The sequence below is a fragment of the Oceanobacillus sp. FSL W8-0428 genome (assembly GCF_038004405.1).
GTDB lineage: Bacteria > Bacillota > Bacilli > Bacillales > Amphibacillaceae > Oceanobacillus > Oceanobacillus sojae.
In genome coordinates this window covers 3,098,251-3,121,318 of sequence record NZ_JBBORB010000001.1, presented here as the reverse complement: position 1 = coordinate 3,121,318, position 23,068 = coordinate 3,098,251, and the positions used below count along the sequence as shown (strand labels likewise).

Below are 23,068 nucleotides of genomic sequence, written 5' to 3'. Positions count from 1 at the left end.
TACAATTTTCAACCTCTATGTCACAGCCGACATAGAGGTGTCCTTGGAGATAAAATCTTTTGCTAATGTTGTAATTTTTTATTCAATAACATTACAGCCTCCTCATCAGAGCTGACAAGCGCACTTAATTTGGAAGCATTATATGATGAAGGATTCTCGTAATAAATGATATGTTTAACCAGATTTTCTATTAATCCCAGCCATATTTTTCTCAGACTGTGTCTTTCTTTAAGAACCCATGCTGCTTCAATTTCCTCCAAATAATTCCCCTGGTATGCTTCTAACAGTTTAAAATATGCAGCTGCAGATACATTGTTATCTCTCAATACATCCAATGCTGCACGCTTCCACTTAACTGATTGAATTTCTACACCTTCTATAGTTATATGATAGAATTCGTCCTGACTGGATATTTTAATCGGCATTCCAATTTGCTGTGTTACCTTTCTAATTTGGTAAACAGTGGAGTACAACTGTGAATGAGCCTTCTCCCAAGGAAGATTACTCCACATTAAATCTGTTAATTCACCTTTTCGAATTGTATTTTCATGATTCTGTACAAAATAAGCAAACAGCTCCTTCGCTTTGGATGTCCTCCATTTTACTTCGATTGGATTATTTTCCTTATAAAAGCGAAGAGCTCCTAAATTCTTAATTCTATAATTTGCTTTATCTGAATCTGATTCCAATGCTGTATTTAATTTTATATAATTACTTTCTTTTATCCTCTGTATCGTTATCTCTAACCGTACTTTTTGAACCGGCTTTAAAATATAATCCAATGCATTTAATTCAAAAGCTTTGACTGCATATTCATTATAGGCAGTTACAAAAACAATCTGTAAGGAAGGCTGTATGTTTAATAGTTTTTCCGCTAAATCAATCCCTTTTATCTCAGGCATATGTATATCCATAAATACAGCATCTATGCTTTCCCTTTGAACATGATCTATTAGATCCCCAGGGCTGTTATATTTGCCTGTAACCTGTACTCCTTCTATTTTATTAAAAAGAAAATCCAAGTATTCTAAAGCTAAATGCTCATCATCGATGATACAAATATTCAATTTATAGCCTCCTAAAAATAGGTTTGTAATTTCATTGAGAAACAAAGTATATAAACATATCATACATGATAATAATGAGAGCTTTAATCGACAATTTTCTATACAAATTCTATACAGAATGAAGCATCGGTTTTCAAAACTCCTTATCATAATTCCTGTACAAAAATTACATCTAATTTTTTTATACCATATATCGACTCAGAAAACCTTCGTTTTTAAAATTATTGTTATTGTTAATTTACGGAAGATACTCTAAAAATCCGTAGCCGCCACTTTATACAGAACAAGAACACTTGGGGGAGCTAAGTCGCAGTTCCTTTAAAACCATAGTTTTATTATAACTTTCCTGTTAACAAAAAAAGACCAGCTAACCCACTAATTGGGTCAGCTGATCCTTGTATATCCCTTTATTTAATATGCCTTACGCAATTATTCTAACTTTTTATTAAGATGCATTTGAAACAACAATTTCTTCTTCATTTACATCCACATGAACTGCTTTTACATCTTCCCCTTCGAGAATTAAATCAGTTAATTGATCTTCTACTTTATCCTGGATAACACGGCGTAATGGACGTGCACCAAAGCGTGGATCGTATCCTAATTTAACAAGACGCTGCTTAGCTTCGTCAGAGATAGTGATGCTGATTTGGTTTTCCTTCATAGTTGCTTCTAAATCATGCAGCATAAGGTCAACAATTTGTAATAGATCTTCTTCTTTTAATTCATTAAAGTTTACAATAGCATCGAAACGGTTCAGAAACTCTGGTTTGAAATAGTTACTTAGATTTTCTAATGTGGAAACTGATTCATGTGTTTTGCTGTTAAAGCCGACATTCACTTGTTTTTCACCAGTTCCGGCATTACTTGTCATAATAATGACTGTATCCTTAAAGCTTACTCTTCTGCCATGAGAATCTGTTAAATGACCGTCCTCCATAATTTGTAAGAACATATTCTGCACATCTGGATGTGCTTTTTCAATTTCATCCAGTAATAGAATAGAGTATGGGCTTCTGCGGATGCGTTCAGTCAGCTGTCCAGCTTCCTCATGTCCTACATATCCTGGTGGTGAACCGATAATTTTAGACACTGCGTGTTTTTCCATATACTCACTCATATCCAGACGGACCAAGGCATCTCTTGTGCCGAACAATTCTTCTGCCAGTACCTTCGTTAATTCTGTTTTTCCGACACCAGTAGGGCCGACAAATAAGAAAGAACCGATTGGACGTTCTTTTGCTTTTAATCCGGCACGGCTTCGGCGAATTGATTTAGCAACTTTTGCTACAGCTTCTTCCTGTCCGATTACTTTGGCACGAAGATCATCAGCCAGATTTTTCATTTTTTCTTTTTCATCTTTTTGCATTTTAGTTACTGGTATACCCGTTTTTTCTTCTACAATCAATTGAATATCAGAAATATCCACATCCATTGTTTTTTCTCCGTCTTCTACTTTATCCAATTGCTTTTGTAATTGAATTTCCTGATAACGGAGATTTGCAGCGCGCTCATAGTCCTCTTTTTCTGCTGCTTCCTGTTTTTGTTTCACAACTTCATCTAAGCGTTGCTGTAATGAATCAGAATCTTTTTGTGCGTTTGCCAGATTCAATCTGGAACCAACCTCATCCATCAAGTCAATTGCTTTATCTGGTAAAAAGCGGTCCTGAATATAGCGGTTGGATAAACCGACAAATGCTTCGACTACTTCATCAGAATAACGTACTTCATGGAATTTTTCATAACGGTCTTTAATTCCCTTCAAGATTTTTACTGCATCTTCTAATGATGGTTCCTTCACGATAATAGGTTGTAAGCGTCGTTCTAACGCTGCGTCTTTTTCAATTTGACGATATTCTTTTAATGTTGTTGCACCAATTACCTGCAAATCACCACGTGCAAGAGCCGGTTTCAAGATGTTGCCCGCATCCATTTGTGAGCTTTCTGCTGTCCCCGCGCCGACAAGAAGGTGAATTTCATCAATAAATACAATTACATCATTACGCTCCTGTAATTCAGCAATCAGTTTATTCATCCGCTCTTCAAATTGACCTCGGATACCAGTGTTTGCAACTAAAGAAGCTACATCCAGCAGATAAATTTCTTTGTTCATTAATTTAGCAGGTACATTACCTTCGACAATATTTACTGCCAGTCCTTCTGCAATTGCGGTTTTACCAACACCTGGTTCACCGATTAATACCGGGTTGTTTTTATTTCTTCTATTCAATGTTTCAATAACTCGTTTAATTTCTTTATCTCTACCAATGACAGGATCAATCTTCCCTGCTCGCGCTTGATCAGTAATATTTTTTGCTAACTGATCAATTAAGCCATTTCCATTGTTTGATTTTTGTTTCGTTCTAGTGCGTGCACTTGCACCACTTTGTTGATTACCTTGGAAAAAGTTGTTGGCAAATGATTGATCCATATTGCCAAATGGAGAATTAGAGAAAAAGTCACTGTTCATCATATTTCCTTGTATTTCTTGTAAACACTCATGGCAAAGATGCACTTCCATACGTTGTCCATTCATTTGCATTTGTGCATTAATCGTTGCCTCATTTTGTCCACAGTTTTGACATTTCATTTCTCATTCCTCCTTTAAATTAGTCAGATAGCTTATTTATTCGTTATTTTGACTTTGACTATCTTTGACTATAATTACATTATACTCTGACCTTCTTTGACTTTCAAGTGTTTTAGTCAAATTTTTTTATTTTTTTTTGACCTTTTGTATTTATGATAGATTGAATATAGGCCAACGCCTTATTACATAAGAGATTTAGCAAGTTATCTGTTTATCAGATTTCTGATCAAAGAGGTTCAAAAATACAAATTTCTTATGAAAAGAATGACTTTCTTTTTTCATAAGGAGAATTTGTTTTTGCAGTATATCAAAAAAACTGTCCTTTTAGAAGCGTAACGTTTTATCAGAATATACTCTTCTGAATAACTACGTTTTCTTCTATAAAAGGACAGTTTACTTTAATAAGGAAACTGCTTTGGCAATTGATTACGCATCCATAAATCATCTAAGTTTTTAAATTGATACCCTTCTTCTTTTAAATCCTGAATTACTTTTTCCAGGGCAGCTGCATTATCACTGGAGACAGCATGCAGTAAAATAATTGCTCCGGGATGAATCTGTTTCATAATCTCGTCATAGGCATAATCTGCACCTTTTTGTGCGTTTGTTTCCCAATCCTTAAAAGCCAGTGACCAAAACACATGAACAAGTCCGAGTTCTGTTGACCATTTCAATGTATCTGAACTGAATGTCCCCCGTGGAGGTCTGACAAATATTAATTCATCTTGATCACTTATCTCGGCAACTGCCTGTTCTAAATCTGTCAGTTCTTTTTCAATGGCTTCCTTATTCATAATTGTAAAGTCTGGATGATGGTAGGAGTGATTTCCAATAATATGCCCTTCCTCCACCATCCTTTTGACTAAATCAGGCTCACTTTCTACATAATGTCCTGTTACAAAAAAAGTTGCTGGAACTTCTTCTTTTTTTAATACATCTAATATGTCAGAGGTAAAGCCCTGCTCGTAGCCATTGTCAAAGGTGAGATAAAGGTTTTTCTCCCCGCTGTCATCCAGATAGAACGCATTATATTTATCCAATACTTCCTGATATGACCCTATCTCCGGAGGCGTATGATTATTATTTTTCTGGTAGCCCCATCCATACGCAAAAGCTGTGTTCCATGTGAAAGCACAAAAGAAAAAGGCAAGTGATAACAGGAAAGCGATTAGTTGTTTCATTCAAATCCCACCCAGTTTTTCTCTTACCTTTTCCTTTTGCTTCTACTTTTATACGCTTTTTTTATAATACCATTGCAGCAATCCAGCCGAAAATAAATAAAGGAATATTATAGTGTATAAATGTCGGTACACAGGTACCCCAGATATGATCATGCTTTCCATCTGCATTAAGCCCCGAGGTTGGCCCCAGCGTACTGTCTGAAGCTGGAGAGCCTGCGTCGCCTAATGCTCCGGCTGTTCCAATTAAAGATGCTGTTGCAAGCGGTGAGAAACCGGCTGCAAGGCAAATTGGAACAAATAATGCTGCAATAATTGGAATGGTTCCAAAGGAAGTTCCGATACCAATCGTAATAATCAATCCAAGTAATAATAATACAAACGCAGTCAGCGGTTTATTATCTCCCAGCATAGAAATCGATACTTCCACTAATTCTCCTATTGCTCCGGTTTTCTGCAGAACATTTGCAAATCCTGCAGCTACCAGGATAATAAAAGAGATGGTAGCCATCATGGAGATACCCTCTGTCATCACCCGGTCCAAGACTTTAAATGGTAATGCTACCAGAACGAACATAGCTATAATTCCAGTTAATGCTCCCAAAATCAAATCTTGCGTAATAATTTGAACAATAAGAGCTAATATAATTGCAATAATCGTCATTAAATGCTGTTTATTGAATGTTACTTCTTCTACTAAATCCTCTGGTTTAATTTTATTTTCTTTTACTGTATCTTTAGGATCTTTATCTTTTCTATAAGTAAATAAGATTCCAATTAACAACCCAACAATCATCCCGGCACCAGGTATCAGCATAGATAATGTTACTTCATGCAAAGTAATTTCTGCACCGTTTGAATTTACCCCTTTTAAAATTAAGTCTTGGAAAACCAGACCGAATCCTACTGGAATCATAATATAGGGTGCTTTCAAACCAAATGTCAGCGCTACTGCTACTGCCCGGCGATCCATCCGCATTTGATCAAATAATTTTAATAAGGGAGGAATTAAAATAGGAATAAAAGCGATATGCACCGGCACTAAATTTTGTGATAAACACGCAACACCAGCTAACGCAAATAGCATTATTGTTTTCTTCCCTGTCAATATACGAATAATAAAATTGACTAATATTTTAGTAATACCTGTGTAGCTGATGGCAACTGCAAAAGCACCTAATAAAATATAACTGAGTGCTGTATTTGCAGAGTCCCCCATCCCAGCCACCATTAATTTAACAGAATCCGTAAATCCTAAACCGCTCATTAATCCGGCAGCAATCGTTGAAATTAAAATAGATAAAATAACATTTACCTTTAATAAACATAAAACAGTCATTAATAGGACTGCTAAAAGAACAACCCATTCCATTTTTCTTCCTCCAATAAATAACCATCAATTTCTTTAACACTTTATCATGATAAAGCAACAAAGATAAAATTGCAAGGAATTTTTATACTCATTTGAAATACTCCCACACTCCCCTCATGCATAGAGGCAGAAAGTTTTTTCCAGAAATTGATAAAAAGGACTGCCTTCAGACAATCCTTTGTTATTAGAATAAGATATCTTAGAGTTTTATAAATGGATTAGATGGAGTGGGTAATCGCAGTCCTACTCCCAATCTCAGTTCCATCTGTTCCTTTTATTTAGAAATAACTGATGTCAGCCCCAAACGAAAATCGAGAAGATTTAAGACAGACCATCACAATTTGAGCTATTATTTGACTTTGAATGAAAAGGACAAATAATCCTGTACTGGTATCCAGGCACCAATTCCTTGTTTTGTTACATTTTTAATTTGAATGGTTTTATTGGAGCCTTTTAATTCAATATAGACTTCTCCAAATGTTACCTGGCCCTTTTCATTAACTGCAGGAGCATAGGCATCAAGTATTCCATGCTTCTGAACCGGGATGTTATATGAATTTGCCAATTTTGTATTATGCCCAATAACGGTTTGATAAGAGAGAGGCAGCTTTGTTTTTTCGCTTGCCTTTAATAACATCATTGTTTTTACCTGTTCTGGATTACTTATTTTACTGGTTAAAGCACCTTTTACTTCTTTTTGCTCCTGTTGGTAATAACTCATTTCTTGTGCCTGGTCACCACCGATATTATTCATTTCATTTTTATTAATCAATTGATATTCCCAGTTGACATTTGATTCACTGGATTGATAATTTATCGGCCACCTTCCCAGATAAACCATACCGCGGTAGCCAATTGCAATTGGAGAAGGTTTAATATTGCTTTCATTTAAAATCTTGATCAGCTCCGGATTTTCAATTGGTATATCGACACCCTCGATTAACTCCTTTGTTAAATCACTCGCCTCAATAATTTCCTGGTCTTCAGTTGAATTTGGAAATGTGTTTTCTTTGGATACATCTAATACATGACTAGGTATATCAGATTCTTTTTTCTCTTTTATTTCTTCAGCAAAACTGTTCATTGGCATCCACAGCCATGCTAAACATAAGAGCAGCATAAAAAAATAAACACGATTGCATTTTTTCATTTCCGTACCTTCCTTTCTTTTTGTTTTATTTTTTCTGAAAGGAAGAAAACTATACATCCGGTACTTTGAGACTTTTTGGCAAATAAAAAGAGATACCCTTTTAGCCTTAAAGAGTATCTCTTTCATTCCTATATTTATTTTATAAATGCACTATACCTTTTCTCTAAACGCTCCTGCAACATGCCAATTAAAATACACACCGGCCAATAAATAAGCGCCACTAAAATATACATGGTCATTGCATCAAATTCTCTTCCTGCAACAATTTGCGCTTTTTGAAACAGCTCCGGCACTGTAATTACTGCTGTTAAAGAAGTTGCCTTCACAATATCCATAAAGACATTTGTTAATGGAGGGATTGCAATCCGGGTGGCTTGTGGCAAAATAATTTTACGCAAAGTCAGCCAATAAGGCATATTCAACGCCCGTGACGATTCCCATTGTCCCTTCTCCACACTACTTAATGCGGATCTGTCAATTTCAGCAATATAGGCGGCACTATTCAACCCCAGTCCAATAATTGCAGCATGAACAGCTACAAGCTGAATTCCCGCTGAAGGCAAGCCCAGATATAGAATATATAAAAATACGATAATCGGTGTTCCCCGCATAAACGATATATACAGCCGTGCCGGCCATCTCACTAAGCCATATTTAGAGCTTCTCGCCAAAGCTAACAGCAGCCCTAAAATAAGTCCAATAAGCATACTTCCAATGGAAATAAGCAAGGTTATGGGGAGTCCTCCCAATACAAATGGCAAGCTCTCCCAAGCTAATTGGACATCAAAGAATCCACCAAAATTCACATTTGATATGTTCATTAGAAGCCTCTAAAAGTCCAGACCTTCTACAATTTCAACTTCTATATCCGGTTCCTCTGAAGCATCTTCTTCATAGAATTTTTTTGCCAATTCGCTTAATGTCCCATCTTCACGCATATCGTTTAAAGCACTATTAATTTCTTCCTGAAGTTTGCTTGCATCCTTTGGCATCATAATCGCCTGCTCTGTCGGATTAAATTTCAGTGTAGGATGCAGATGTAAATCAAAGTCAGGAAATGCTGCTACTCCAAATTTAGTCAGGTAATAATCATTTAATACCAAATCTGTTCTTCCTGTACTTATATCACTCAGGTAAGCTTCATTTGGAGCATTTCCATACGTTACAACCTCCGCCCCAAAATGCTCTGCGATTTGACTGTAAATGGTTGTTGCTGCCCCGCCGGCTTTTTTCCCTTCTAAATCTTCAAGTGTTTCTATTCCTGAATTATCCGATTCTCTTACTGCTGCCACTATATACGAGTATTTATACGGGTCAGAAAATCCAAATTTCTCTTGATTTTTTTCTGTTATAGTTGCATCATTAGCTCCAACATCAATTCTGCCGCTATTAATCGCTGTAGCTAAATCATCCGCACCCAAAATTTCAAATTTAACCTCTAAGCCTAAACGTTCCCCAATCTCTTTCATAATCTCCACCGTATATCCCGTTAACTCATCATTCTCATCGTAATAGGATGCACCGATCAGGGTTCCAGAAGTCCCAGCCACAATTTCGCCTTTTTCCTGAATTTCTTCCCAATGCTTATCCTCTGCTTCGGCATTATCTTCGTTGTCGTTATCCCCTTCACTACAAGCAGCCAGTAAAAATACTGTAAGAAGCATAAAACTAAAAACAAATAAGTTCTTCCTCACCACAAAACCTCCCTGTATTATACTTTTTATACAGAAATAGTATAACAAAGAAAGTCTTATATGAAAACATTTTATAATTCTGTATAATAAATTCTAAATCTTATAGTAATACAATTTAACAAATGCACATTTGTTGATTAATTTCTCCCTATAAAAAAGGAAACGGCTAATTATCTGGCCGTTTCCTTTCTAAGCTCTTTTCTGATTTAGAATCGTTGCATTTAAAATGCCGCCGATAATAATAATAATTCCAAATAAATAGAACCAGATTAACAAAATAATAATAGTACCTAAACTGCCATAAGTGGCAGAAAAATTCCCTAAGTTATGCACATAAAAGGAAAATCCCCAGGATACCAGCTGCCAGGCAAGTGTTGCAAATGCTGTACCCCAGACCACCTGTGAAAATTTTAGTCGCCGATTAGGCGCAAGCTTATACAAAAATAGTAACACGATAAAGAAGATAAGAGATGAGACTACCCATCGCAAGGTTCCCCATACCGCTAAAAAAGATTCTGTAAAACCAATCCAGGAAAAAAGATAAGTACCAATCATTTTTCCAAAAACCGGCAGCAATAAAGCTAAAATTATAATTAAAACCATCCCTATTGTAAGCATCATTGCTACAAGCCGTGAAACTATAAACGAGCGGTCTGTCTTAATCCCGTAAGCGTGGTTAAATGCTCTGGTAATTGCATTGACACCATTGGACGCTGCCCATAAGGTTCCAATAATACTGATGGAAAGCAGACCGCCGTTTTGAACAGTTAATGATTGCAAATTTGTTGTAATAAGCCCCATCACTTGCTCAGGTGCGAAGTCTCCAATTGTTTCCAAAATCAAACCCATATCAATCGGCAGGTATGGAATTAGATTAAGTAAGAAAATTAAAAAAGGAAATAAAGACAATATAAAGAAATAAGAAAGCTGAGCTGCCAGTCCAAACACCTCGACTTCTCCATAACGTCTCCAAAAATCCTTGCCTATACCCTGAAGGTTTCGAATGCCGATCCACCTGCCCTTCTTGCTTGGTGAGCTTCCTCTTTAAAACAGCTTGTTCAAAAAAGGAGAAGGGAGATGTTAAAATCTTTATCTCAATACGAAATAAAGGTAACATTTTATTTTTTTACATTCTTATCCTTCCATCAACCCTTACTTTTGAACATCCTGTATTAATCTATTGCTTTACCTGAATATTTATTCGTAACTTTATCTAATGTTTGCTCCACTTGCTCTAAAGCGTTCATAGCATTAGAAGATCCACTTTCAAAAACATGATTCACCTTATCCACTGTTTTTTGCAGGCCTTGAATTGCTTCGGAAGGATTGCTGATATAATAAGATGATGCAGCTTTCATATCTTTTACTTTTCCGCATGCATAACTGCGTGCTTCTTTATCAAATAATGATGCTGCTCCTCCAATAACTGCTCCTGCAACGACACCTAAAATAATTTTACGTTTTCCCATTATTATCTCTCCTTTAATTTAAATGATGCTTTTCTTTTAAAAATTGAAGTAATCCGTAACAGCCATCTGAAACTAACCGATACGTCTGTCCGAAATCTCCTGTGTAATATGGATCAGGAATATCATCTTCTTCTATGTCCTCCACAAACTCCATTAATTTCACAATCGCTGTTCCCTCATGGTGGTTAGACCCGATAAGCGTATTATAATTATTCTGATCCATTGCAACCAGGTAATCAAATTGATTAAAATCATCTGCTGTAAGCAGTCTTGATTCCATTCCATCATAGGAAATGCCCTGCTGGTCAAGTATTTCCTTTGTTCCCGGGTGGGGTGATTGTCCGAGATGCCAATCTCCTGTCCCGCAAGAATCAACCTGCACGCTATCTACCAGCTGCTCTTTCTTTACAAGATCCCTGAATATCGCTTCTGCCATAGGGGAACGGCAAATATTACCTAAACAAACAAATAATACACGTACCAATCGTTTTTCACCCCATTCATCTCGCGTCGACTTAAAAAATAAGCTCTTCCCAATTAACACCCTAAACGGTATACAATAAGTTTAGGGTGTTTTGCTGTAACTCTATTATAAGCAACTTAGACCGATAAGCAAAGAGTTAATTGTAGAAAGTTGTTATCCTGCTTCCATTTTTGTCGAAAAGATACAGCCTTTAAAATACGCTCATATCCCAGCTGTTTGCAATATGACGGAGCAATTTAATTCCTGCAACACTATTTCCCTGCTTATCCAACGCCGGCCCAAACACACCAATACCGCAGCCATCTAAAAATGGCAAATCATTATTACGGACCCTTGGCGGTACAACTGCTAAAATACCGCCAGAAACACCACTTTTTGCTGGAATTCCGACATAGGAGGCAAATTTCCCGGAAGCATCATACATACCACATGTTAACATCAGAGATTTGGCAATTCGAGCTACGTTCTTAGGAATAATTATTTCTTCTGTATCAGGATGAATCCCATCGTTTGAAAGAACCAGGCCAATACGGGCCAAGTCATCGGTTGTAATATTAATAGAGCATTGTTTAAAATAAGTTTCCAATGTTACCCCTAAATCCGATTCCAAATATCCCTCTTCCAGCAAATAATAACCGATAGCTCGATTACGCATCGATGTATCTCGTTCAGAGACATAAACATCTACATCTATTTCAGGTCTGTAGCCAATTATTTTTTCCATTAAGTTAAATAGTGGCTCCAGCTTCTCATCTGATGTATTTCCATTTAATAAAGAAGATACTGTAATCGCTCCTGAATTTACCAAAGGATTAAAAGGGCGCTTCGGATTGTTAATCTGCAAATGCATAATGGAATTAAATGCTTCTCCAGTCGGCTCTACATCTACACGCTGCAAGATATAAGTTATTCCCCTATCAATACATGCAACAATAAAACTTAAAACCTTGGATATACTTTGAATGGAGAAGGAGTGATTTAAATCTCCTGAACGGATCTGCATTCCTCCCTTACCAATAATTGTAATACCTAAAGCATCAGGGTCTGCTTCCTCTAATTTCGGTATGTAATCAGCAACCTTCCCAGTGTCTGTTTGTTTCTTAAAAAAGGTCACCCAATTATCTACATATTCCTGGAGCCACTGTTTATTTTTTTCAGTATTTAAATTTACATATCCTTGTACCATGTATTGACACCCCGCTTCTATTATAATTGTACAGATAAATTTATGAATATCCTTATTTGAACTATACCCCATATAACAATTATTTACCCATTAACATATTTAATATTAATTATTTGTGTCTTAAAAAGAAATAATACTATTTAAAAACAAATAAAATTATAATAATTAAAAAAGTATTGACTTAAATGAGAATTTAGATTAAGTTATTACTTAATAATAAAATTGAATCCATATATCTCTTATCAAGAGTAGCTGAGGGACTGGCCCGTTGAAGCTCGGCAACCTTTTATGTTTATGCATAAAAAGGTGCTAAATCCTGCAAAACGATACGTTTTGGAAGATGAGAGAGGAAATTTGTACATTGGACAAGCCTCTCTTTCTTTAATTCGAAGTAAGAGAGGCTTTCTTTTTTTATTTAAAAACGAATATGAGGTGGAAAACATGAAGAAATTAGCATTATTATTTGTTATTTTATTATCCGGAATACTTGCTGCCTGCGGCAATAACGCGGAAAATGCTGAAGCACTCAGTGAAGATAAGCTTGTTGTCGGTGTTACTGCCGGGCCGCAGGAACAAATTTTAGAAGCTGCTGCAGAGGTAGCTGCAGAAGACGGTCTTGAGATAGAAATAAAAGTATTCTCTGATTATGTACTGCCAAATACAACGTTAGCTGAAGGTGATTTGGATGCAAACAGCTATCAGCATAAACCATTTTTAGATGAATTCAATGAAGACCATGATACAGATTTAGTACCAGTCCGAGAAACTATTTTAAATCCAATGGGGGTTTACTCAGAAACATATGATAATATTGATGATCTCCCTCAAGGCGCAACATTCGGGCTTCCTAATGATCCGTCTAATGGAAGCAGATCTCTATTTATTTTAGAAGAAGCAGGCCTAATTACACTGGATGAAGAAAACAAAGAAACTGCATCTATTCATGATGTTGTTGATAATCCGCTCGAGCTGGAATTTGTAGAATTAGACGCTGCACAGATTCCTAACCAATTAAGTGAAGTAGACGCTGCTGCGATTAATACGAACTTTGCTTTAGGGGCCGGAATCAGTCCAAAAGATGATGCTATCTTATTGGAATCCACAAACTCTCCATATGTAAACTACATTGTGGTCCGTGCGGAGAATCAAGATGATCCAGTCGTAGAAACACTGGTTAATGCTTATCAGTCTGATAAAGTAAAAGCATTTATTGAAGAAGAATTTGAAGGCTCCATTATCCCCGGCTGGGAGGATTAAAATATCTATTAACAACTAGCTGTATGACTCTTACTTCAAGAAAAAAGAAGTTATACCCATTTTAAGCGGGGGATGAAAAATAACTTCCCCCCAAATAAAGTTTCACATTACCTCTATCAATACATATCTGGATACTGACAAAAATAATATTTGCGAAGGGATTTATCTTGTATGTCTAATTATCTTTATATCGAAAGAAATGGCTCCATTGCAACCATTGTCATTAATCGGCCAGAAAAAAAGAACTGCTTCTCTCTGGAGATGTTCCGTCACCTTGAGGATTTATTAGATGAATTAAAAGAAGATCAAACAGTGAAGTTCCTTATCCTTCGAGGTGTTGATGATACTGCGTTTTCTGCCGGCGCAGATATTTCTGAATTTCTGGAAGTCCGCCTTCATGCTGAAAAAGCGAAAGCATATAACGATTTTGCACTTGGGGCTATTGAAAAGCTCTATCGCTTTCCCAGACCGACAGCAGCATTAATTCAAACACTTGCCATCGGTGGAGGACTCGAACTGGCTAATTCATGTGATTTTCGCTTTGCAACGCAAGGAAGCAAGCTTGGCATTACAGCAGCCAATATTGGAATTATTTACAATCTAACAAGCACCAAACGTCTATTTAATCTGGTTGGACCATCACAAGCGAAGAAATTACTTTATACAGCAGAATTAATTACGGCAGAAAAAGGCAAAGAAATCGGCCTTGTCGATTTTATCTGTAAACCTGATGAAATCGAGCAGGATGTTAATAAATTTGTAAAACGCGTGCTTCAAAAATCCCCTGTTGCCAATGCAGGAATTAAACAGGTCATCCAGGCAATTATTGATGGTGAAAATCAGGAAACAGAAGATATCGCAAATCTTGTCTTAGACTCTTACAGCTCAAATGATTACACAGAAGGCATTCAGGCTTTTTTAGAAAAACGGAAACCAGATTTTTCTTAATTAAGGGGTTTATATACAAAGGAGAGAAATATATTGGAACAAGCTCTTAAAGGAATGAAAGTCGTAGATTTATCTCAGGTTTTGGCTGGCCCTTATTGCACTATGGTATTAGGCGACATGGGAGCAGACGTTATTAAGGTGGAGAAATACCCGCTGGGTGATGATACACGGACAATGGGACCTTATATTAATGAAGAAAGCTATATGTACATGATGGTAAACCGCAATAAGCGGGGAATGTGTGTAAATTTAAAAACGGAAGCAGGATTAAAGGTTTTCTATGAACTGATTAAGGATGCAGATGTTCTCGTTGAAAATTACCGCCCCGGCGTTACGAAAAAGCTCGGTATTGATTATGGAACATTAAAAGAAATTAATTCAGATATTATCTATTGTTCTATCTCCGGCTATGGACAAACAGGTCCTTATCGTGATAAGGGCGGATTCGATATTATGGCACAGGGTCTTTCCGGTTTAATTGATATGACTGGTGATAAAGAAGGTAAACCTGCAAAAGTAGGTATCGCTATCCATGACATTGCTGCTGCAGAAACAGCCATTCAGTCCATTCTAGCAGCTTATATTCATCGGCTTAAAGGAGGAAAAGGACAATATATCGATATTTCCCTCGTCGATTCTGGGTTAGCATGGACTGTCTGGGAGGCTGCTGCCTTTTTTGGAAAAGGTGAAATTGCAACCCGTAATGGTACAGCACACCGTGTTTCAGCTCCTTATCAGGGATTCCAAACAAAGGATGGCTTCATCCTGATTGGTGCCGGAAATCAGAAGCTGTGGGAAAATCTATGTCAGCACGTTCTTCATAAACCTGAATGGATCAAAGAGGAGCGTTTCTTAACAAATAGTATTCGGGCAGAAAACGTAGAAGAATTAGAATCGGAGATTGAGAAAGTATTAACAACCAATACCTCTGATTATTGGTTAAATTTATTAGAAAAGCATGGAATTCCATCTGGTCCAATCTTATCATATGATCAGGCTCTCGGTAATGAACAGATTCAAGCCCGGGATATGATTTTAGATTATGAACACCCGGCAGGCGGTTCTATGAAAACACTTGGTTTTCCAGCCAAGTTTTCCGAAACTCCTGGCAGACTTCAAAAACCAGCCCCGCTTTTAGGCCAGCATAATAATGAAATTCTAGAAGAGCTCGGCTATAGCCTAGAGGATCTGGAGCAGTTAATGAATAATAATATCTTAAAAGTTAATCATATTAACGAAAAAGTAAATTCATAATAAAAAAACCTTCCCGTCTGGATGTACTCTCTTTTTTAAAAGATAGTTATTCCAGACGGGAAGGTTTTTTATTTAAACTATAAAGTTTATCAGCTTATTTTCCGATAAACATTTGTGTCCAGTAGTTACCGTCTTCTACGTAACCAATTCCAATATGAGTGAAATCACCGTTCATGATGTTTTCGCGGTGTCCCTCACTGTTCATCCATGCATCTACTACTTCTTCTGGGGACTGTTGCCCTTGAGCAATGTTTTCACCAGCAGTATTGTAATCAATACCGAAGCTTTGCATCATATCAAATGGAGAACCATAGTTTGGGCTATTGTGATCAAAATAGTTGTTTGCTTGCATATCCTTAGATTTCGCGCGGGCTACTTTGCTTAGCTCAGAATCTAATTCAAGTGGAGCAAGTCCTTGTTTTTCTCTTTCCTGGTTTGTTAAGTCAACTACTTCTTGTTCAAATTGACTAACATCACCATCTGCTTGCTGATCTTCTGTATTTTTCTCAGCTTCTTCTTTATTACCAGTCTCTTCTTGATTTGCTTGTTCAGAAGATTGGTTTTCTGCTGGTGCTTCTGCCTCAGCTTCAGCGTTTGGAGCAGCTTCTCCATTTATTAGATTAAAGCAATCGAAGCTACCTTGTTCAAATTGCTCATTATTTAATTCGTTCCAGCCCTGTCCATTAGCTGAGTAATAGACCTGCATAGAATTTTGAGGAGAAGCTCCATTATTTGCAGATGCTTCAGCATTAGAAACAAATGCTCCTCCGAATAATACAGTTGCTGACAACGCCGTAGCAATGCCTACTTTCTTAAACATGCACATACACTCCTTTGTTTTGTTGTTTTGTTTTGTGCAAAATGATCATAACACGGGTTTTCCTGTAATATTTGAAATAATTAAGGCAAGGTTTACCAGAGTCATTTCTAAGGGATTATTTTCTTGCTCTTAAACTTGTAAAAGCCTATCAAATCTACTATTCTAAATTGGGTATATTTCTCCTGTGTTGGAAATTAAACAATAGATAGGAAATCATTTCTATAAAACGAATATTGACAAGTTTCTACAGCAGGTCTAATGTTACATTATAAGCAAAATTGTAACGAAAATGTTACTTGATTTCATTTCTTTTATGTTTTATTTTATAGACTAGTTCTTTCTATATAATAAAGGGAGTTTAACACCCCCAAAAAAGCAATTATTTGATAGAATAGTATTCTAAGAAACTGAAATAAAATAGAAATGTGTAAGAAATGTATAAATGGAATAACAATATATGTTCAAAAGGCTGACAACAAGAACTAATTCATTAAATTTTGAACACTATTTAATACGGAAAAGTGTCGTATATTGTCTTTTCTGTCTACAATCGAAAATAAAAAATGTATTTATATGGAGGATTTTATATATGTTTTCAAGCGCTGAAATTGGAATTGATTTAGGAACTGCAAATATCTTGGTGTATTCAAAGTCAAAAGGAATTGTATTAAACGAGCCATGTGTAGTAGCAATCGATGTGAACACTAAGCAGGTGATGGCTGTGGGGACAGAGGCAAAAGAAATGGTTGGTAAGACACCAAAAAACATCATCCCGATCCGTCCTTTAAAAGATGGTGTTATCGCTGATTATGATGTTACTGCCCAATTACTGAAAGAATTGCTAAAAAAAGTAAGCAAAACACTGGGTATGTCTATGCGTAAACCGAATGTTATTGTATGTACCCCATCTGGCAGCACAAGTGTGGAAAGAAGAGCAATTCATAATGCTGTATCAAGCTACGGTGCGAAACAAGTTCATTTAATTGAAGAACCTGTTGCTGCAGCTATTGGAGCAGATCTGCCTGTAGATGAACCTTATGCAAATGTTATTGTGGATATCGGCGGTGGAACATCGGAAGTTGGTATTATTTCCTTTGGCGGAATTGTATCCTGCAATTCTGTGCGTACAGCCGGCGATAAAATGGATGAAGAAATTATCCAGCATATCCGTAAGCAATACAATATTTTAATCGGGGAACGTACTGCCGAAAATATTAAAATGGAAATTGGTTATGCACATCCAAACCACAAAGAAGTAACAATGGAAATTCGTGGCCGTGATATGGTTACAGGGCTTCCAAAAACGATTGAGGTTACTTCTACAGAGATTTATGCATCTCTAAAAGAATCCTTAGAACAAATCTTAGAAGCAATCCGTGCAACTCTGGAAGAATGCCCGCCTGAATTAAGTGGTGACATTGTTGATAATGGAATTGTTCTTACTGGTGGAGGTTCCCTACTGAACGGTATGCAGGAGTGGCTTGCTGAGGAGATCAGCGTCCCTGTTCATATGGCTCCAAGTCCATTAGAATCTGTAGCAATTGGAACTGGCCGTGCACTAAAAATGATTCATAAATTGCAAAAAGCAGCAAAATAGAACTTGTATTTTCTCTAGAGAATATATATAACGTTGTATACCAGTATTTGTTTTTAATTAATTTCATATATAATCTGCGGGGTTTTCCTGCACCCCACAGATTATCCAGCCTTTTAAAAATTTGATTTAAAAAGGCTTTTTAAAGATGCTTTAAAGAGCTGTTTCTATTCAAAAGAAATCAGACAATGAGTTCATCTGATTTCTTTTGTGATTCAGCTTCATATTTTAGTTTAAGTTGCAAAAAAAATTAATCCTCTTCCTTTTTTTAAAATTAACAATTAGGAAGCTTATTTGTCTTGATTTCTTATAAGATTTCTTTCACTTTATCAGGAAATAGTTGAGTGGTTCTCCATAGATATTTTTTCTTTTATGATTACTCCTCTTTTCGCCATTTCTCCGATATAAGCTTCACCCGGGATAATTTTCTCCGGTGGATAGACACCTTTTTTAGTAATTGTTCCATCAGCAATCATTTGGGCAGCAACAGAAATTGTATTTGCAGTAGCACGTGCCATCGCAGTTACCCCTGTTTGCTGATCTTTATATGTTGTCATTTCATATGTGAATTGTGTTTTCACTTGCTTATTATAGCCTGTAATGATAGCACGTAATAAAACGGCATCTTCTTTATCCTTTAAATCAACAATTGGGTCCAGTACCTTTAATAAAACCTTCCGAGGGCTGATTTGTATGCCATCTACGACTACTTCATAATTATTTCTGGTCAGGTTCAAATCTACTAGAAGCTTAAATTTTTCAGCATGCCCGGGATAGCGGATGGTTTTATACTCCAATGTCTCTAAAAAAGGGAAAGACTTTGTCAATGTCGATGTTCCACCTGACGTATGGAATGCTTCCAGTTCATCAAAATCATCAAATTCAATGGATTCAATTTCTGATAAAGAAGGTACAGTAATTAATTTATTTTCCCGGATAATCTCTGACGGATCAGTATAGTGGTCCAGTACGCCTTCCATGGAAAATACATGATTATATTTCAATGGATCCTCTGGATGAACAGGGATTCCACCAACAAACAATTGAATCGAGGCTGCTTTTTCTAATTTGCTGACTCCATAACCGGATAATATATTAATCATGCCTGGCGCAACGCCTAAATCAGGAATAATTGTTACACCTGCCGCTCTTGCCTCTCCTTCTAAATCTAGCACTTTATCCGTAATATGATCAATATGTCCGCCTAAATCAACAACAGAAGTTCCTACTTTGATACCTGTTTTGGCAACTACTTCATTAAAGGTATAAAATAGCGCATTCACAACAACATCAAAACGGCTCATAAAATCCGCAAGCTCATCTTCATTTTTCGCATTAACCTGGTAGGCCGTCATTAATGGGGATTGTAATTGATAACAAATATCCTGAGCTCGCTGTAAATCTATATCTGCTAGACCAATATCACTAATACCATCACTTCCTGCCAGATCTCTTGCCACTTCTTTTCCCATGAGACCGGTTCCTAATACACCTATTTTCATGCTAATTCCTCCTTTTCACTTACTGCTTTTAAAGGCACTTACAGTTTATGCATCTGTATCGATTTGGGCACGCTGCAGCTTCCCGCTATAATCGACATAGACTGCCTTCCACTCTGTAAAAACATCCAGTGCCTGTACACCGGAATCACGATGCCCATTTCCTGTCCCCTTTGTTCCTCCAAAGGGTAAATGAATCTCTGCACCTGTTGTTCCTGCATTTACATAAACAATTCCAGTATCTAAATCGCGCTGTGCTCTAAAAACACGATTAACATCCTGTGTAAAAATAGAACTGGACAAGCCGTATTTCACTTTATTATTTGCAGCGATAGCCTCATCAAAATCATTCACCTCGATAAGTGAAACTACCGGACCAAAAATTTCTTCCTGTGCAATCCGCATATCTATGGTGACATCTGAAAACAGTGTCGGTTCAAAATAAAAGCCATTCTCATAATTTTCCACTGTCAGCTGTTTACCACCTGTAACTAAATTTGCCCCTTCTTCTTTTCCGATCTCAATATATTTTAAAATCTTATCTAATCCGGCCTGATTAATAATTGGACCGACTTTAATATTTGGATTAAGTCCATCCCCTATGGTTAAATCTTTCATTGCCTTCAGCAGCCGGTTCTCCAGTTCTTTGCAGACATCTTTATGAACAATAACACGACTGCAGGCTGTACAGCGCTGTCCGCTCGTTCCAAAAGCGCTCCATAGAATTCCTTCCACTGCTAAATCTATATCAGCGTCTTCCATAACAATCACTGCATTTTTACCACCCATTTCCAGAGATACCTTTTTCAATTGTCTTCCGCACTCTGTTGCGACTTTCCTGCCTGTCTCATTGGAGCCGGTAAAAGAGATAACACGGATAGCTTCATGATTAATCATAGCCTGCCCGATTGTCGCTCCTGATCCATATACAACATTAATAACTCCTTTTGGCAATCCTGCTTCCTCAAATATTTTTGCTAATGCTTTTGCCATGAACGGCGTTTCTGAAGAAGGCTTCCAGATAACTGCATTTCCGGAAACAATAGCAGGAAATGACTTCCATGTTGCTATTGCAATCGGGAAATTCCACGGTGTAATAATTCCCACAACGCCAACCGGGCACCTCTGGCTCATCGCAAATTTATCCTTTAATTCAGATGGTGTGGTCTGCCCGAATAAACGCCTGCCCTCTCCAGCCATATAAAAAGCCATATCAATTCCTTCCTGGACTTCTCCACGCGCTTCCTCAATCACTTTTCCATTTTCTAATGTTAATAGTTGAGAGAGCCTTTCCTTCTGCTCTTTCATCTTTATTCCAACTTTATACAGCAGTTCAGCACGCTGAGGCGCAGGCACACGTGCCCACTCCTTTTGAGCGATGCGGGCGGATTCTGCAGCCATATCAATAGCTGTAGAATCAGAATTAGGAATTTCTGCAAGGACTTCTCCATTGGCTGGATTATAAACCTTTTCCTTATTAGAGACCTCTATCCATTCCCCATTAATAAAGTTTTTTAAGTTTTTCTCCTCTGATGTAAGCGTTATCATTTTAATTCCTCCTTGTCATTAAGTAATTACTACTTCCGGCACTGCTTTCCAACTATTAATTTCTATTCTTTCTAATACTAGTATAATGGAAGCTCAAATATGTTTACAACTATTTTCAAATAATATTCAGAAAATGGAAACAATATTGTTTCTGCAGGAATAAAAGCGCACTGAATGTAATTGTGTTTTATGTTATACTGAACATTGATTTTAATAGGAAGGATTTTACGAATATGGAAAAGAAGACAGAACAATGGTCAACAAGACTTGGATTTATTTTATCCTCTGCCGGTGCTGCAGTCGGTTTAGGTGCTATTTGGAAATTCCCGTATATGACTGGGATAAACGGTGGAGGAGCATTTTTCTTTATCTTTATATTATTTACCGTACTAATTGGTCTTCCCCTGCTTATTGCCGAATTTGTTATTGGGCGCGGTGCTCAGAAGGAGGCAGTCAGTGCATATCAAAAGCTCGCACCAAAAAAGAGCATCTTCTCTTTTATTGGACACTGGGGAGTAATTGGTGCTTTTATTTTAATGTCCTTTTATAGTGTTGTCGGTGGATGGGTGCTTATTTACAGTTTAATGTCCGTTCCCGGCATGCTTATTACAAATGGTACAGATTATGCAGCGCTATTTGATACGATTACTGGTAATCCGCTGCTTACGGTTGCAGGCCTTGCTGCTTTCGTATTAATAAATTCCTTTGTTATCTCTAACGGAATTCAAAATGGTATTGAAAAATATAATAAAGTACTGATGCCTTTATTATTTATCTTTTTTATTATTATTGTCGCCCGTGCTTTAACCTTTGAAGGCGCTATGGAAGGTATACGTTTTTTCCTTCAGCCTGACTTTTCTCAGCTAAACGGCGAAAATATCTTATACGCACTGGGACAGGCATTTTTCTCCCTTGCTGTCGGGATATCTGTTATGGTTACTTACAGCTCTTATTTAGCTAAGGATGTCAGTTTAACAAAGTCAGCAGTTTCTGTTTCTGTTATGAACATTATGGTATCTCTGCTTGCCGGCCTAGCGATTTTCCCAATCGTGTTTGCATTTGGACTTGAACCGGCGGAAGGCCCGGGGCTATTATTTATTGTTCTTCCAGAAGCATTCTCACAAATGCCTTTTGGAGAATTATTCCTGAGCTTATTTCTGTTCTTATTTTTGTTTGCCATTTTAACTTCTTCTTTCAGTATGCTGGAGATTATTACTTCTTCCGTAAACGAAAAAGTGAAGGCATCACGTAATACAATCGCATGGGTTGCCGGACTGGCAGTGTTTATCTTTGGTATACCTGCTGCTTTATCATCTAATGTTCTAGCTGATTTTCATATTTTCGGAAAAACTGCATTTGATGCAAGTGATTTCTTAGTCAGTAACATTATGCTTCCTGGCGGCTGCTTACTGATTGCGTTATTTGTAGGTTTTAAAATGAATCGTACATTAGTTGAGCAGGAATTTCATGCAGGAAATCAGTTTGGTAACGGAATGTTTCTAGTGTGGTATCAAATATTACGATGGCTTGCTCCAGTGATGATTATTATTGTTTTTCTTTACTCAATTAGAGATATATTGAAAATATAAGAATAAAAACTCTCTGCTTCGGTGGAGAGTTTTTTTTAAGAGGATGTTCAAAAAGTCCAATAAAAATGACACGGCGAATTTCTGCCTTGATAAGCTTTTTTCAATGGGACTGGGACTGCGATTACTCGTCCCATCGAAAACATTTGCGATTACTCGCCCCACCAAAAGCGTTACTCACGTATTATAAAGTATACGCTCCTTGGAGAAAGCTTATCGCCTTAAACTTCTTGGTCCTTTTCACCGTACTTTTTGAACACGCACTTTAATTACGACATTTAGGTTTCATATTTACTTTTACAAATAAATCACTTTTCGATTAAGGCAATTTGGGGAACTATTATATTAATGAATTAATTCTAAGATATTTCG

Annotated in this window: 19 protein-coding genes and 1 riboswitch; of the genes, 5 read left to right on the top strand and 14 right to left on the bottom strand. The window is 37.0% G+C overall.

Annotation, left to right across the window (positions count from 1 at the left end; translation table 11 throughout):
- Positions 1–62 precede the first annotated feature (62 nt).
- The 11 genes from MKY30_RS14835 to MKY30_RS14785 all read right to left on the bottom strand — a co-directional run bounded on the left by MKY30_RS14835 (position 63) and on the right by MKY30_RS14785 (position 12,190).
- Positions 63–1,067 (bottom strand): LytR/AlgR family response regulator transcription factor, encoded by a 1,005-nt coding sequence (locus tag MKY30_RS14835; RefSeq protein ID WP_341084486.1) that lies wholly within the window; start codon positions 1,065–1,067, stop codon positions 63–65.
- Positions 1,068–1,512: 445 nt separating this feature from the next.
- Entirely contained in the window at positions 1,513–3,657 is a 2,145-nt protein-coding gene (locus tag MKY30_RS14830) for an ATP-dependent Clp protease ATP-binding subunit (protein WP_341084485.1), read from the bottom strand.
- A gap of 398 nt (positions 3,658–4,055) precedes the next feature.
- Complete coding sequence (gene pdaA, locus MKY30_RS14825) at positions 4,056–4,838, bottom strand: delta-lactam-biosynthetic de-N-acetylase (RefSeq protein ID WP_156987190.1); 783 nt, start codon at positions 4,836–4,838, stop codon at positions 4,056–4,058.
- A 61-nt stretch (positions 4,839–4,899) separates the two neighbouring features.
- A complete protein-coding gene (locus tag MKY30_RS14820) occupies positions 4,900–6,207 on the bottom strand; it encodes a Na+/H+ antiporter family protein (RefSeq protein WP_341084484.1) in 1,308 nt (435 codons plus the stop codon).
- A 349-nt stretch (positions 6,208–6,556) separates the two neighbouring features.
- Positions 6,557–7,297, bottom strand: coding sequence for a YfkD famly protein (locus tag MKY30_RS14815; protein ID WP_246145265.1), 741 nt, complete (start codon positions 7,295–7,297; stop codon positions 6,557–6,559).
- A gap of 194 nt (positions 7,298–7,491) precedes the next feature.
- A complete protein-coding gene (locus MKY30_RS14810; RefSeq protein WP_147212367.1) occupies positions 7,492–8,178 on the bottom strand; it encodes an amino acid ABC transporter permease in 687 nt (228 codons plus the stop codon).
- A gap of 9 nt (positions 8,179–8,187) precedes the next feature.
- Complete coding sequence (locus MKY30_RS14805; protein ID WP_341084481.1) at positions 8,188–9,051, bottom strand: transporter substrate-binding domain-containing protein; 864 nt, start codon at positions 9,049–9,051, stop codon at positions 8,188–8,190.
- A 189-nt stretch (positions 9,052–9,240) separates the two neighbouring features.
- Positions 9,241–10,056 (bottom strand): YhjD/YihY/BrkB family envelope integrity protein, encoded by an 816-nt coding sequence (locus tag MKY30_RS14800; protein ID WP_147212366.1) that lies wholly within the window; start codon positions 10,054–10,056, stop codon positions 9,241–9,243.
- Between the two features lie 167 nt (positions 10,057–10,223).
- The gene (locus MKY30_RS14795; RefSeq protein ID WP_147212365.1) at positions 10,224–10,520 is read right to left on the bottom strand and encodes a YtxH domain-containing protein; all 297 of its coding nucleotides are present in this window, start codon (positions 10,518–10,520) and stop codon (positions 10,224–10,226) included.
- 13 nt (positions 10,521–10,533) lie between these two features.
- Entirely contained in the window at positions 10,534–11,004 is a 471-nt protein-coding gene (locus tag MKY30_RS14790) for a low molecular weight protein-tyrosine-phosphatase (protein ID WP_147212364.1), read from the bottom strand.
- Between the two features lie 190 nt (positions 11,005–11,194).
- Positions 11,195–12,190 (bottom strand): glutaminase, encoded by a 996-nt coding sequence (locus tag MKY30_RS14785; protein WP_147212363.1) that lies wholly within the window; start codon positions 12,188–12,190, stop codon positions 11,195–11,197.
- 236 nt (positions 12,191–12,426) lie between these two features.
- Positions 12,427–12,537, top strand: a riboswitch (SAM riboswitch).
- A 94-nt stretch (positions 12,538–12,631) separates the two neighbouring features.
- Between MKY30_RS14785 and MKY30_RS14780 the strand changes: the two genes are divergently transcribed.
- The 3 genes from MKY30_RS14780 to MKY30_RS14770 all read left to right on the top strand — a co-directional run bounded on the left by MKY30_RS14780 (position 12,632) and on the right by MKY30_RS14770 (position 15,649).
- Positions 12,632–13,447 (top strand): MetQ/NlpA family ABC transporter substrate-binding protein, encoded by an 816-nt coding sequence (locus MKY30_RS14780; RefSeq protein WP_341084479.1) that lies wholly within the window; start codon positions 12,632–12,634, stop codon positions 13,445–13,447.
- A 171-nt stretch (positions 13,448–13,618) separates the two neighbouring features.
- The gene (locus MKY30_RS14775; protein WP_147212361.1) at positions 13,619–14,395 is read left to right on the top strand and encodes an enoyl-CoA hydratase/isomerase family protein; all 777 of its coding nucleotides are present in this window, start codon (positions 13,619–13,621) and stop codon (positions 14,393–14,395) included.
- A 33-nt stretch (positions 14,396–14,428) separates the two neighbouring features.
- A complete protein-coding gene (locus tag MKY30_RS14770) occupies positions 14,429–15,649 on the top strand; it encodes a CaiB/BaiF CoA transferase family protein (RefSeq protein ID WP_147212360.1) in 1,221 nt (406 codons plus the stop codon).
- A 94-nt stretch (positions 15,650–15,743) separates the two neighbouring features.
- Here MKY30_RS14770 and MKY30_RS14765 read toward each other — a convergent pair whose 3' ends face one another.
- Positions 15,744–16,469, bottom strand: a complete 726-nt coding sequence (locus MKY30_RS14765) for a CAP domain-containing protein (protein ID WP_147212359.1) — start codon at positions 16,467–16,469, stop codon at positions 15,744–15,746.
- A gap of 589 nt (positions 16,470–17,058) precedes the next feature.
- Here MKY30_RS14765 and mreBH point away from each other — a divergent pair.
- Positions 17,059–18,066 (top strand): rod-share determining protein MreBH, encoded by a 1,008-nt coding sequence (gene mreBH / locus MKY30_RS14760; protein WP_147212358.1) that lies wholly within the window; start codon positions 17,059–17,061, stop codon positions 18,064–18,066.
- Between the two features lie 326 nt (positions 18,067–18,392).
- Here mreBH and MKY30_RS14755 read toward each other — a convergent pair whose 3' ends face one another.
- Together MKY30_RS14755 and MKY30_RS14750 are read right to left on the bottom strand one after the other, a co-directional pair.
- Entirely contained in the window at positions 18,393–19,565 is a 1,173-nt protein-coding gene (locus MKY30_RS14755) for a saccharopine dehydrogenase family protein (RefSeq protein WP_341084477.1), read from the bottom strand.
- 45 nt (positions 19,566–19,610) lie between these two features.
- Complete coding sequence (locus MKY30_RS14750) at positions 19,611–21,110, bottom strand: aldehyde dehydrogenase family protein (protein WP_341084476.1); 1,500 nt, start codon at positions 21,108–21,110, stop codon at positions 19,611–19,613.
- Between the two features lie 233 nt (positions 21,111–21,343).
- On the opposite strand from MKY30_RS14750, the gene MKY30_RS14745 reads away from it, so the two are divergent.
- Entirely contained in the window at positions 21,344–22,699 is a 1,356-nt protein-coding gene (locus MKY30_RS14745) for a sodium-dependent transporter (protein WP_341084475.1), read from the top strand.
- Positions 22,700–23,068: the final 369 nt, after the last annotated feature.